The sequence below is a fragment of the Pontibacillus sp. ABV4_188 genome (assembly GCF_056311905.1).
Map to the genome: position 1 here is coordinate 3,245,151 of NZ_CM149975.1, position 12,582 is coordinate 3,257,732.

At 39.6% G+C, this 12,582-nt stretch carries 16 protein-coding genes and 2 riboswitches; of the genes, 1 reads left to right on the forward strand and 15 read right to left on the reverse strand.

What is annotated here, in order from left to right; genetic code table 11:
- Nucleotides 1-13: 13 nt before the first annotated feature.
- The 9 genes from sufU to ACYX4O_RS16665 all read right to left on the reverse strand — a co-directional run bounded on the left by sufU (nucleotide 14) and on the right by ACYX4O_RS16665 (nucleotide 7,509).
- Entirely contained in the window at nucleotides 14-454 is a 441-nt protein-coding gene (gene sufU, locus ACYX4O_RS16625) for a Fe-S cluster assembly sulfur transfer protein SufU (RefSeq protein WP_476352374.1), read from the reverse strand.
- Nucleotides 444-1,664, reverse strand: coding sequence for a cysteine desulfurase (locus tag ACYX4O_RS16630; protein WP_476352376.1), 1,221 nt, complete (start codon nucleotides 1,662-1,664; stop codon nucleotides 444-446). The genes sufU and ACYX4O_RS16630 overlap by 11 nt, the downstream gene beginning before the upstream one ends.
- Complete coding sequence (gene sufD / locus ACYX4O_RS16635; protein ID WP_476352378.1) at nucleotides 1,664-2,974, reverse strand: Fe-S cluster assembly protein SufD; 1,311 nt, start codon at nucleotides 2,972-2,974, stop codon at nucleotides 1,664-1,666. The genes ACYX4O_RS16630 and sufD overlap by 1 nt, the downstream gene beginning before the upstream one ends.
- A gap of 18 nt (nucleotides 2,975-2,992) precedes the next feature.
- Nucleotides 2,993-3,778 carry a Fe-S cluster assembly ATPase SufC gene (gene sufC / locus ACYX4O_RS16640; RefSeq protein ID WP_476352380.1) on the reverse strand — a complete coding sequence of 262 codons (786 nt, stop codon included), beginning with the start codon at nucleotides 3,776-3,778 and terminating at the stop codon, nucleotides 2,993-2,995.
- Between the two features lie 328 nt (nucleotides 3,779-4,106).
- Complete coding sequence (locus ACYX4O_RS16645; protein WP_188652317.1) at nucleotides 4,107-4,247, reverse strand: YuzK family famiily protein; 141 nt, start codon at nucleotides 4,245-4,247, stop codon at nucleotides 4,107-4,109.
- Between the two features lie 240 nt (nucleotides 4,248-4,487).
- Complete coding sequence (locus ACYX4O_RS16650) at nucleotides 4,488-4,847, reverse strand: carboxymuconolactone decarboxylase family protein (protein ID WP_188652010.1); 360 nt, start codon at nucleotides 4,845-4,847, stop codon at nucleotides 4,488-4,490.
- A gap of 87 nt (nucleotides 4,848-4,934) precedes the next feature.
- Complete coding sequence (locus tag ACYX4O_RS16655; RefSeq protein WP_476352383.1) at nucleotides 4,935-5,804, reverse strand: MetQ/NlpA family ABC transporter substrate-binding protein; 870 nt, start codon at nucleotides 5,802-5,804, stop codon at nucleotides 4,935-4,937.
- Between the two features lie 15 nt (nucleotides 5,805-5,819).
- Entirely contained in the window at nucleotides 5,820-6,488 is a 669-nt protein-coding gene (locus ACYX4O_RS16660) for a methionine ABC transporter permease (protein WP_188652012.1), read from the reverse strand.
- Nucleotides 6,478-7,509, reverse strand: a complete 1,032-nt coding sequence (locus ACYX4O_RS16665; protein ID WP_476352385.1) for a methionine ABC transporter ATP-binding protein — start codon at nucleotides 7,507-7,509, stop codon at nucleotides 6,478-6,480. The genes ACYX4O_RS16660 and ACYX4O_RS16665 overlap by 11 nt, the downstream gene beginning before the upstream one ends.
- Nucleotides 7,510-7,626: 117 nt before the next feature.
- Nucleotides 7,627-7,732, reverse strand: a riboswitch (SAM riboswitch).
- 197 nt (nucleotides 7,733-7,929) lie between these two features.
- Nucleotides 7,930-8,033, reverse strand: a riboswitch (SAM riboswitch).
- A gap of 83 nt (nucleotides 8,034-8,116) precedes the next feature.
- Here ACYX4O_RS16665 and ACYX4O_RS16670 point away from each other — a divergent pair.
- Entirely contained in the window at nucleotides 8,117-8,527 is a 411-nt protein-coding gene (locus ACYX4O_RS16670; protein ID WP_476352387.1) for a TlpA family protein disulfide reductase, read from the forward strand.
- 175 nt (nucleotides 8,528-8,702) lie between these two features.
- On the opposite strand, the gene ACYX4O_RS16675 is transcribed toward ACYX4O_RS16670, so the two are convergent.
- From ACYX4O_RS16675 to ACYX4O_RS16700, 6 genes are all read right to left on the reverse strand, one after another.
- A complete protein-coding gene (locus ACYX4O_RS16675; protein WP_476357182.1) occupies nucleotides 8,703-9,032 on the reverse strand; it encodes a thioredoxin family protein in 330 nt (109 codons plus the stop codon).
- Nucleotides 9,029-9,388, reverse strand: coding sequence for a ribonuclease M5 (locus tag ACYX4O_RS16680; RefSeq protein ID WP_188652020.1), 360 nt, complete (start codon nucleotides 9,386-9,388; stop codon nucleotides 9,029-9,031). The genes ACYX4O_RS16675 and ACYX4O_RS16680 overlap by 4 nt, the downstream gene beginning before the upstream one ends.
- A 188-nt stretch (nucleotides 9,389-9,576) precedes the next feature.
- Nucleotides 9,577-9,747 carry a hypothetical protein gene (locus ACYX4O_RS16685; RefSeq protein ID WP_476352389.1) on the reverse strand — a complete coding sequence of 57 codons (171 nt, stop codon included), beginning with the start codon at nucleotides 9,745-9,747 and terminating at the stop codon, nucleotides 9,577-9,579.
- Nucleotides 9,748-9,805: 58 nt separating this feature from the next.
- Complete coding sequence (gene gcvH, locus ACYX4O_RS16690; RefSeq protein WP_207528175.1) at nucleotides 9,806-10,189, reverse strand: glycine cleavage system protein GcvH; 384 nt, start codon at nucleotides 10,187-10,189, stop codon at nucleotides 9,806-9,808.
- A gap of 81 nt (nucleotides 10,190-10,270) precedes the next feature.
- Nucleotides 10,271-10,627, reverse strand: a complete 357-nt coding sequence (locus ACYX4O_RS16695; RefSeq protein ID WP_476352391.1) for an arsenate reductase family protein — start codon at nucleotides 10,625-10,627, stop codon at nucleotides 10,271-10,273.
- A 161-nt stretch (nucleotides 10,628-10,788) separates the two neighbouring features.
- Nucleotides 10,789-12,573 (reverse strand): acyl-CoA dehydrogenase family protein, encoded by a 1,785-nt coding sequence (locus ACYX4O_RS16700; RefSeq protein WP_476352393.1) that lies wholly within the window; start codon nucleotides 12,571-12,573, stop codon nucleotides 10,789-10,791.
- Nucleotides 12,574-12,582: the final 9 nt, after the last annotated feature.

The following is a 12,582-nucleotide window of genomic DNA, read 5'->3' on the forward strand; positions in this document are numbered from 1 at the left end:
TATCACAAAAACTTTATTCCTTTTCGTCTACACCTTTTTCCATCGCTTTCCAAGCTAATGTTGCACATTTAATTCGTGCAGGGAACTTAGAAACGCCTTGTAACGCTTGAATGTCGCCTAATTCTTCTTCCATCTCCTCACTTATATCTTTCCCTTGCATGATATCAGAGAAAACATGAGACATTTGAACGGCTTCATCTACGCTTTTACCTTTAATGGCTTGCGTCATCATAGAAGCAGAAGACATAGAAATTGAGCAACCTTCTCCGTCAAATTTAGCTTCTTGAACAATACCATCTTCTACTTGCAGCTGAAGCTGAATGCGATCGCCACAAGTAGGGTTATTCATATCTACAGTTAAATGGTCTCCTTCAAGAGCCCCTTTATTACGAGGGTTCTTGTAGTGATCCATAATCACTTGTCTGTATAGCTGGTCGAGATTATTAAAAGACATCTCCGAAAAACTCCTTTGTCTTTTGTAATCCATCGACAAATGCATCGATGTCTTCTTCTGTATTGTATACATAAAAGCTCGCGCGAGCCGTAGCTGATACATTTAACCATTTCATTAATGGTTGAGCACAGTGGTGCCCAGCGCGTACAGCAATACCTTCTGCATCTAATACAGTAGCAACATCATGCGGGTGAACATCATCTAAGTTAAACGTGATCAACCCAGCACGATCCTCTGGTCCATATATGGTAACACCGTCTATGGTTTGCAGTCGATCCATTGCATATTGAGCTAACCGTTTCTCATGAGCTTCAATCTCATCAAGTCCCACTTCTTCTAAGAAATCTATCGCAGCTCCGATTCCAATAGCGCCTGCAATAATAGGTGTTCCACCTTCAAATTTCCAAGGGAGATCTTTCCATGTAGAATCATACAATCCTACAAAATCTATCATCTCCCCACCAAATTCAACAGGTTCCATATTTTTAAGGAGAGCTTTCTTCCCATATAGAACACCAATGCCTGTTGGGCCTCCCATTTTATGTCCGGAAAAGGCGAAGAAATCACAATCTAAATCTTGCACGTCAATACGCATGTGCGGGGCACTCTGTGCACCATCTACTAGCATAACCGCACCATGGTCATGTGCAATACTAGCAATTTCTTTAATTGGATTGATTGTTCCAAGTACATTTGAAACGTGCATCATTGCTACAATCTTCGTTTTGTCCGTAATGGTTTCTTTAGCATCCTCTAAAGATATTGTTCCATCTTCTTGAAGAGGAATGTACTTAAGGGTAGCTCCAGTAGCTTTTGCCGTTTGTTGCCAAGGAATAATATTGCTATGATGCTCCATTGGGGTAATGACGATCTCATCACCTTCTTGGAGATTACTTCGTCCGTAACTATAAGCGACAGTGTTAATAGAAGTTGTTGTTCCTCTAGTGAAGATCACTTCTTCGGTGCTGTTAGCATTAATAAAGCGACGGACTTTCTCACGGGCACCCTCATAACCATCCGTAGCTCGCGTACCTAGCGTATGAACTCCCCGGTGTACGTTAGAGTTATAGCCTCGATAGTACTCATCCATTGCCTCAATAACAGATTGAGGCTTTTGAGATGTTGCTGCACTATCTAGATAAACCAGTGGATGTCCGTTTACTTCCTGATCTAGAATCGGGAATTGCTTACGAACCTGGTTGATATTCATTAATAAACTTTCTTTTCAATCACATCACGTAATTGATTCTTCACCGCTTCAATTGGAAGTTGATTCACAACAGGTGCTAGGAAACCGTGAATAACAAGACGTTCTGCTTCATGTTGTGGAATACCGCGACTCATTAGATAGTAAAGTTGCACAGGATCAACGCGACCTACAGAAGCAGCGTGACCTGCTGTCACATCATCTTCTTCAATAAGGAGGATCGGGTTCGCATCCCCACGAGCTTTATCACTTAGCATTAGAACACGAGATTCTTGTTCTGCGTTTGATTTAGAAGCGCCGTTTTCGATCTTACCAATTCCGTTAAAGATCGAGCTAGCACTTTCCTTCATAACGCCGTGCTGAAGGATATACCCATCTGTATCCTTACCATAGTGAACAATTTTTGCAGTAAAGTTCTGCTTTTGCTCACCGCGACCAACGGTTACCGTCTTCGCATTGGCATGAGCACCATCACCCATTAGATACGTTACATTTTCAGATACTGTGTTACCATCGTTCATCTGACCAAGTGCCCACTGAATCTGAGCATCACGTTCAGCTACACCACGACGGTTCACGTAAGTGGTTGTACCTTTAGCAAAATTGTCAACTGCTCCAAAGGAAACCTTAGCGTTTCCTTTTGCAATGACTTCTGTAACAATATTTGCAACCGTTTCTTCTGCTTCATTGTCACTGATATAGTTCTCAACATACGTTACAGAACTTCCTTCTTCAGCTACCACAAGAATGTGGTTATAAAGCGCTGCTTCATCATCTTCTTGCCAGAAAATAGACTGAATTGGTTCTTCAATGACTACGTTCTTTGGAACATATACAAATACGCCACCGTTCATAAGTGCTGCATGAAGAGCTGTTAGACGATTCTCATCAACCATAACACCATCAGTCATGTAGTATTTTTGAACAAGCTCACTATGCTCAGATAGTGCAGTAAAGATATCTGTAAATACAACACCTTTATCTTTTAAATCTTGAGATAAAGAAGCATATGCAACCGTATGATTACGTTGAATCACAAGGTTTTGGTCTTCTTTCTCTATATCAAGAAAACTTTGGATTTTCTGCGGTAATTCTTCTAGTGAAGAAATGGTTTGACCTTGTGCCTCATGTTTAAAACGAGAAAAGTTCCATTTATCAATTTTCGTTTTATCTGGCTTCGGCATTGGGAGCGCATCAGCTTGTTCCAACGCGTTTACACGAAGGTCTGTCATCCATTTAGGTTCGTTTCGTTTCTCTGAAAATTGGCTGACATATTGTTTATCGAATGGAAGTTGTTGTGTTTCAACAGTCATGATATCCCTCCTAACTGATTACGCTTCTTGACCTACTGTTTCGTCTTCAATGCCTAATTCTTGCTTAATCCAGTCGTAACCTTCTTCTTCAAGACGCTTAGCTAATTCAGGACCGCCTGATTTTACTACGCGGCCTTGCATCATTACGTGTACTTGATCCGGAGTAATATAATCTAATAGACGCTGGTAGTGAGTAATAATCAGGCAACCAAATGCTTCGTCGCGCATTTTATTAATTCCTTTAGAAACCACTTTAAGTGCGTCGATATCAAGACCGGAGTCAATCTCATCAAGGATTGCAATCTCTGGCTTAAGCATCATAAGCTGAAGAATTTCATTACGCTTCTTCTCACCGCCTGAGAATCCTTCGTTTAGGTAACGCTGAGCCATGTTCTTATCCATTTCTAGTTCATCCATATTTCCGTCCATTTCTTTGATGAACTTCATAAGGTTAATTTCATCGCCTTCTTCACGACGAGAGTTGATGGAAGAACGAAGGAAATCTGAGTTTGTTACTCCACTGATTTCACTTGGGTACTGCATTGCTAGGAAAAGACCAGCCTGAGCGCGCTCGTCCACTTCCATTTCTAGTACGTCTTTGCCGTCTAAGTGAATGCTTCCACCTGTGATCTCGTACTTAGGATGACCCATGATTGCAGATGCAAGCGTAGATTTACCTGTTCCGTTTGGACCCATGACAGCATGGAATTCGCCACCATTTATTGTAAGGTTTACACCCTTTAAGATTTGTTTACCTTCAATTTCTACATGAAGATCTTTAATTTCTAGTGTTGATCCTGCCATTTTGATACCTCCAATATGGTTTCTAACTATCGTAAATTAAGGATACATAAAATGTATCGATTCTCAATCTATTCTCATTACAATTTTAAATCATTTCGAAAGTAATATCAACTTTTTACCACACGCTGTAATAAGTTCTCACTATTAAGATAGTAGAAACCTAGTTCGCGTTACACGCATAGGTTTTGCCAATTAACTTCCTTATATATATAGTAACAACAAATCCTTAAGAAAGAAAACCACCTGCACCTAGAAGATTGAACAAAAAAATAAGCAGGCGAAAGCTCCGCCTGCTTCAATTTATTAAGTAACGCATTATAAACAATTTTTATCGATGGATTTGCCGATCAACTTCTGCTACAATTTGCCGACTTGCTTGGTACTCTGCTTCCCTACGTTGTTCCACTTTCAAACGTTGGTCAATTCGGCGACTATACTCCTGATAGCCCATTCCGTGAGACTGATGCATCGCCTTTTCCATCTCACTTGTGTAGTTTAAGTTCAGTTGGTCACTAATAGTGAATCCATCCCTTCAATTGTTTTCCATATTACTTTAGCATAAAGCTTATTCCCAGAACAAAGGGCATATAAACTCAATTTAGATGATGGAATAACAATTATTAGAAGGTGAATGTGATACCTTTCCATACCCTATAATACATCGAATTTCCTTCTGTTTGCTTAAATTTATTCAATATTTAAATAGATGTTAGTGTAGTTCTTGAATACTCTCATTAACAAGGGTTACTGCTTGACTCAGGGCTGCTCCTCCACCAAAGGCCGCTGCCACGCCACACGCTTCCATCATCTCTTCTTTTGTAGCTCCATTGTCCAGACATCCCTTTGAATGGTAAATCATACAATACTCATCTTGAGCAACGACAGCAATAGCTAAAGCCATAAGCTGCTTATCTTTTTTTGAGATTTGTCCTTCTTTAAAACAAGCCTCTGAAAACTCACTAAAGTGATGAGCTAAGTCTGGCATCTCTTTTTGAAATAATCCCATACCATGCTTGTACGTGAATAAAGCTTTTTCCGTTGAGTTTTGTGGTTGATGCTGTTGATCCATAAAAAATCCCTCCCAGGATAAAAGTAACTACCACTATTATGAGCGATGAGTTTACATTCTATCCAAGGAGGGGTAGGATGATCATAATTATTTCACAGGTACGATAGCACCTTTGTATTCTTCCTCAATAAAGGAACGGATTTCTTCAGATTGAAGAACTTCTAAAACGGTTTGTAGTGCTTCACTATCTTTGTTTTCCGTTTTGCTAACAAGAAGGTTAGCGTACGGAGAGTCATCCCCTTCAATAAATAGGGAATCTTCGGTAGGATTTAAACCTGCTTCAATTGCATAGTTCGTGTTAATAGCCACTAGAGCATCCTCTTCACGCTCATAGTTTTGTGGAAGAAGTCCTGCGTCTACATCCGGACTGAACTTTAGGTTTTTAGGGTTTTCAGCAATATCGTCGATTGTTGCTGATTTCTTTTCAACGCCTTCTTGTATCGTGATAAGACCTTGTGTTTCAAATAAGGAAAGAATGCGTCCATGTTCAGATTCAGAACGACGCATGATAACTTCTGTGCCTTCTGGAATCTCATCTACGTTTGTAATATTTTTAGAATAAACACCCATCGGTTCGTTATGAACTGGTCCAAGGCTTGTGAAATCATATTCAAACTCTTCCTTTTGCTCGTTTAAATATGGTGTGTGTTGAAAGTAGTTAGCATCAATAGCGCCACTAGCTAAATCTTTATTAGGAAGAATGTATTCTTGATAAGTTTCAATCTTAAGGTCAATTCCTTTATCCTTCAGAATCGGTTTTGCTTCCTCCAAGATCTCGGCGTGAGGAGTACTAGATGCACCAATAACCACTTCCTCTAGTTTTTCCTCAGAATTGCTTTCCCCGCTCTTATTCTCTGTTTCAGATCCATTGCTGCTTGATTCATCCTCTGCTGAGCCACATGCTGCTAGCGCGAATATGAATAATGCACTAAGAAAAAGTTTTAAGAATTTTTTCATCGTGTAACTCCCCTTTTATCGTTTGTCTAATTTGTTTGATATAAAGTCTCCAACGAATTGGAATATGAAAACAATAATGACGATTAAAATTGTGGCTAAGAATACGACATCAAAGTCCCAGCGTTGGAACCCTTTAAGATAGGCCAGATCACCAAGACCCCCGGCTCCTATGACACCTGCCATAGCTGAGTAGCTAATTAAGTTAATAGAAGTAACCGTAATACCTGAAACTAAAGCTGGCATCGATTCTGGAAGTAAGACTTTAAAGATAATGGTAGAGGTCTTAGCTCCCATAGACTTAGCCGCTTCTATTACACCTTTATCTACTTCTTTAAGAGCAATTTCAACGAGACGACCATAAAATGGTGCCGCTCCAATAATTAAAGCAGGAAGTGCCGCATTAGGTCCCCTTATTGTCCCAATCAGAAATTCTGTGAACGGGAATAAGAGTAAAATTAAAATAATAAACGGAATGGCCCTGAACACGTTCACTATCGTTGCCACTATAAAATTCAATGGTTTGTTAGCCCATATATTTTGCTTTGATGTTAAATAAAGTAATAAACCTAGCAACAATCCTAAAATGAATGTTCCGATTACAGAAAGAGCCGTCATGTACAACGTTTCTTCCGTAGCCGTTACCAGGTCCTCTACATTTGCGTTTGGAAACAACTTATGAAACATGATGATTCACCTCTACTTGCACGGACGTTTCGGAAATATATTGGATTGCCTTATTGATATCTTCTTCTGCCCCATCCATATGAACATAGAGCGTTCCATAAGCTCCTTTACTGGTTTGAGTAATCTTCCCTTGTAAAATGTTAAAGCTAACAGAAGGAAATTCTCTCGATACCTCACTAATTAAAGCTTGGTTTGTTTTCTCACCAACAAAGTGTAAACGAACAACTTGTCCAGTTTGATACTGAGCTATGATGGTCTCCACTGCTTCATCTTGGTCTTGGTCTCCCATGATTTGTTCTACAAATCGTTTCGTTACTTTCTCTTTCGGATGAAGAAAGACATCTAATACATCGCCTTCTTCTACAACTTTACCTTCTTCCATCACCGCTACCCGATGAGAGATTTTACGAATAACGTGCATTTCATGAGTGATTAAGATGATCGTTAAATCTAACTTTTCATTAATATCAACTAACAAGTCTAAAATCTGATCGGTTGTTTCAGGGTCGAGGGCAGACGTTGCTTCATCACACAGCAGAACTTTTGGTCTGTTAGCAAGGGCTCTTGCTATACCTACCCGTTGCTTTTGTCCACCACTTAGTTGGGATGGATATGCATCTTCCCTGCCAGCTAGCCCGACTAACTTAATCAGTTCATCAACTCGTTCTTGTCTTTCCTTTTTTGGAGTTCCTGCAATTTCTAAAGGAAACGCAATGTTTTCTCGTACTGTACGAGACCAAAGGAGGTTAAAATGCTGAAATACCATCCCAATCTCTTGTCTAGCCTTGCGGAGACTCCCTGCTTTTAAACTTGCTATATCTTCACCATCTATGACGATTTCACCGCTAGTAGGATCCTCTAATCGGTTAAGCAGTCGAATAAATGTACTTTTACCAGCACCGCTATACCCGATCACTCCATAGATTTCTCCTTTTTCAATGTTCAAATTAACATCATCAACCGCTTGAACTTGTGTGGTCCCAGATTGGAATATTTTCTGTAGATTCTTGATTGAAATCACGGTTGTTCCTCCTTTTCAAATACAAAAAAGTTTCAGGAACTTTTCTATAAGCTCCCTAAACAAAAAAACCTTACTATCCCACAAGAGGACAGAAAGGTTTATATAAACCGATTCGTCCTCTCATCTGTCTAAGCCATGCTTAGCAGGATTTGGCACCTTTCAAACATAGTTTGATGGTTGCCGGGCTTCAAAGGGCCAGTCCCTCCACCTCTCGTGATAAGAGTAAAATCCTTTATTCAATTAACGCTTTAACTCTTTTAAGTCTAGAAAGAATTCTAGCACGCGCTTCAACATTCAGTCAATATAAAACTTTCACTCAATTCTTTCATCTAAAAGATTCTATAAGCAAATTACTATTAAGGAGCTCTTCGTCAATAAAAAAACGTTTCCCAAAGAGAGGGAAACGTTTGTACGCACGCTCTCTTATCATTCAAGGCTCACGCCTTGCAGGAATTAGCACCGTTCCTATAAAGGATGGTTGCTGGGTTTCAAAGGGCCAGTCCCTCCACCTCTCCAGATAAGATCTGAAATCGATTTTAAGTTAAATTATATGTTAGCATGGTGATATTAAAGTAGTCAATTCAAATTAATTAAGGAGGCAACGGACATGCAAGCACCTCACTTTAAGCTCCCTGCAATAGATGGCACCCATTATGATTTGGAACAAGACCTTGGAAAAATCATCGTACTAACCTTTTGGGCTTCTTGGTGTCCCGACTGTTCAAGAGATCTTCCGAAGAAAGAGCAATTCTTTCAATCCTTAAATCGTGAAGACCTCAAAATGTTAACGATCAACGTAGCCGGAAGAGAAGGAAACACAGAAGAAGGCGTGGCATTTGCCCACAAATTCCTATCTCAACCTACCCTAGTAGATCGAGGTACTGAGGTATTTGACCTTTACGGAGCTACAAGATTACCAACAACAGTGGTCATCAACAAACAGGGCCAGATTGAAGCCACATTCGGAGACGAAGCTGATGTAATGGAAATTATGAAAACAATTGGTACGTTAATATAAATAGCAATAGCTTGAACAAGGGCTCTTTTTTGTGTAGTCCTTGCTTGACCAGTCAAAGTTCGATCTTTTCTCTACATTGAATGACATGATTCACTAAATTATTTCTCGGGAAATCTTCATTCGTCATCATTCTCATGCAGAAATAAAGGCTGTCCTACTATAGGACAGCCTTTATTTATTGATATTGATTCACTTTTTCATAGAGATAAGGTACTGATTGAAATGCATAAATCTTTTCAAGAATCATACCTTTTTGGACGATTAAAAGACATGGAACACTCTCTATTTCATATTGGTTCATAAAATCAGGGTGAATTGCTGCATTCAACTCTCTAAACTCAGTTCCTTTTACTGCCTCTTCTAATGTCTCAAGCATCCTTCTAGCCAAATGACACGTCCCACAAAAAGGACTATGAATAAAAAGAAAATCAACATGGTTTTCACTCTTATTTAGCTGCTCTAAAGGCCTGTTGGTTAAAGTTTGCAAAGAATACCACCTAACTATGTTAAGAAGATCGGATCAACCGATATGCTTCTGCTCACCAAAGCTTGGGCTAACTCAGGCTCAGGCGTCGCAGCCACTTCTCTAAACGAACGATCTATATAAATATGCTCAGCGTGGGGAAGTTCGAATGATAGTTGCTTCCGTAACTTATGGCCTGAATGATCTTCATCCACTAATATAAATACATCTTTATGATCCAGATCATAATCAAGAATGAGCTGTTCCAGCCGTTCTACGCCTAGCGTCCCATTTGTGCATATGATCTCAACATCCTCGTTAATCACTTTTTGGATTTGTTGTTTATCAGTTTTCCCCTCTACGATAATCACTTTTTCAAGTGCACTGATTTCGTTCATCGCAACCACCTGTCTTTTTTCCAACGTAAGTGTTTCTTATTACTATATGTGATTCGGTCCGAGAATTCTCACTTTATAATAAAATTAATAATAAATAGGCCACAATCTGATATAAAATACTTTTTCTATTTGAAAAGGGGGATAAATTTGTATAAAGAAATGGCAGTGGAACCCCACTGCCATCACCCTTAACACCAACCATTTTCATCATCGCAATCTACATACTTATCAACTCGTGAAGGATCACTTGTCCCTCTCCAAGACTGATTCTGTTGTACTTGCTTAGTGGTGTTTGTAACCTTCATACCCGTTCTTGATGCAGAACGGCTTCTCGCTGAGGAAGACTGTTTTTTCTCCATCTTAGTTCACCCCTTACACATAAGGTGTCCTAGGATAGACCAGAGTATGATACCAATATTAGTCTTCAGCGATCATTTCTTGATATTTGTCAGCAGTCATCAATTTCTCAATTTCAGATTGATCAGATGGTTCTACAATGATCATCCATGCTTTTTCATATGGAGCTTCGTTAACAAATTCTGGGCTGTCATCAAGCTCATCGTTGATTCCAACAACTTTACCAGAGATCGGTGCGTAAAGTTCAGAAACGGTCTTAACAGATTCAACGCTACCAAAAGGCTCATCTGTTTCAATTGTATCTCCTACTTCAGGTAGTTCTACGAATACGATATCGCCTAGCTCTGATTGTGCGTGATCCGTAATACCGATCCGTACTTTGTCTCCTTCTACTTTCACCCATTCGTGTTCTTCTGAATAATACAATTCTTTTGGTACGCTCATTCATAACCCTCCATTTATACTTTTACATTCTTAATGTATTAAACACGGCTCAAAGAGCCAAATGTTTTGATTATCAGTGATCTACTTCCAAGTATTTTCAAACGTTTCCTCTTTAAACCCAACTGTTACTTGATTTCCATCTGTTACAATTGGACGCTTAATTAACATACCATCAGAAGCTAACCAAGATCTCATCTCAGCTTCACTCGCGTCTTGAAGCTTGTCCTTCATGCCGAGTTCACGATATTTCTTGCCACTCGTATTGAAAAACTTCTTTGGTAGTAAACCACTCTGTTCGATTAACGTTTTCAATTGCTCTTCAGATGGCGGATGTTCAACAATATGTACTGTTTCGTAAGAGATGTCTTGATCATCCAACCATTTCTTTGCTTTTTTACACGTACCACATTGTGGGTACCAGTAAACCGTTAACGCCATAGAAGGACCTCCTTTTCTGTAATATGTGCCCTTATTTTATCATATTTTACTGCAGCTTCCTAATTATTAGACACACAAATATGATGTGATTGTTAAGCATATCCCATAACAAAACCCTCCCCTAAGTTCGTATATAGGAGAGGGTTTTAATGATTTATAAATTAAAGAACGTATTTCTCTTCTTGAATAACTTTTGCTGCAACTTCACGCTTCTTCTTAATAACGTTTGTTGGAGTATGACGTGTGAGTTTGCGAAGTGCTGATAGCATCATTCGTAAAGAATCGCCTTCTTCACTTGCAATTAATGTTTCTTTAGCATGAGCTTCAATGCGATTAAATGATTCTTGCGTGTACACTTGGGTCATTGCTACCTTATGCATATTCTTCTCTTTACCGCTTGATTGGATCGCTTTCTCTGTTCGAAGGATAGCAGATTCCATATTGTAGATCTCACCTACGATGTCTGCAATATTAACTAGTATTTCTTGTTCTTTCTCAAGCTTTTCGCCAAATTTCTGAGCAGCCAATCCTGCTGCTAAGAGACCGATTTTCTTAGCGTTCTTTAACAAGTATTTCTCTTGCTCTAACGTTTCTGTTCCTGGCTCTTCTGGCATCATCATCATAAGCTCTTCCTGAAGAGTTTGAGCTTTCTGAAGAAGAGGTAGTTCACCTTTCATTGCTTTCTTTAAAAGGGTACCTGGTACAATCATACGGTTGATCTCATTTGTACCTTCGAAAATACGGTTAATACGAGAGTCCCGATACATTCTTTCAACTTCATATTCAGCCATAAATCCGTACCCGCCATGGATTTGCACCGCTTCATCCGTAACGTAATCCAGTAGCTCTGTGCCAAATACCTTCGTCAATGAACACTCAATCGCGTACTCAGCAATCGCTTCTGCTATTGCCTTGCCGTCTTTTAGTTGTTCGTCGCTCAGTTTACCCATTCTTTGTTCGAATAAGCCCACTGTACGATAAACAGCACTTTCGTTGGCATACGTATTAGCTGCCATTGTTCCAAGCTTTTCTTGTGTTAACGGGAAGCTAGAGATCGGTGTTTTAAACTGCTTTCTTTCGTTCGCATATTTAACAGCTAGTTCAAGAGCACGTTTGGAGCTACCTACGCCACCGATCGCCAACTTGTAGCGTCCAACATTTAAGATATTAAATGCGATCACATGCCCACGACCGATTTCCCCTAAGACATTTTCTACAGGTACTTCCGCATCTTCTAAGACCAGAGTACGGGTGCTTGAGCTCTTAATGCCCATCTTTTTCTCTTCAGGCCCTGTTGAAACTCCTTTATAATCTCTCTCAACAATAAAGGCTGTGAATTTATCTCCATCAATCTTAGCGTATACAACAAATACATCCGCGAATGCAGAGTTTGTAATCCACTGCTTCTCTCCGTTTAATACATAGTGCGTACCTGCATCATTAAGCTTAGCCGTTGTTTTAGCACCTAACGCATCAGACCCTGAGCCTGGTTCGGTTAGTGCGTACGCTGCGATTTTTTCACCTGTTGCTAGTAGAGGCAGATACTTTTGTTTTTGTTCTTCATTACCAAAGAAAACAATTGGCAAAGAACCGATCCCTACATGGGCGCCGTGTGTGACTGAAAAACCACCAGCTCTAGAAAATTTCTCTGTGATTAAGGAAGAGCTAATTTTATCTAAGTTAAGCCCCCCATATTCTTCAGGTACGTCCACACCTAGTAAACCCAGTTCTCCGGCTTTCTTGAGTAAGTTTACAGAATGCTCAAATTCATGGTTTTCTAGGTTCTCGATTTTAGGAACAACTTCTCCCAAAACAAAATCTTCAGCTGTCTTAGCAATCATTTTATGCTCATCTGTAAAATCTTCCGGCGTAATAATATCGTCTGCCTGTAAATCTTCAACTAAAAAGCTTCCACCTTTAAATACTCTTTCCTTCGTTTCACTCATCTTGGTTTC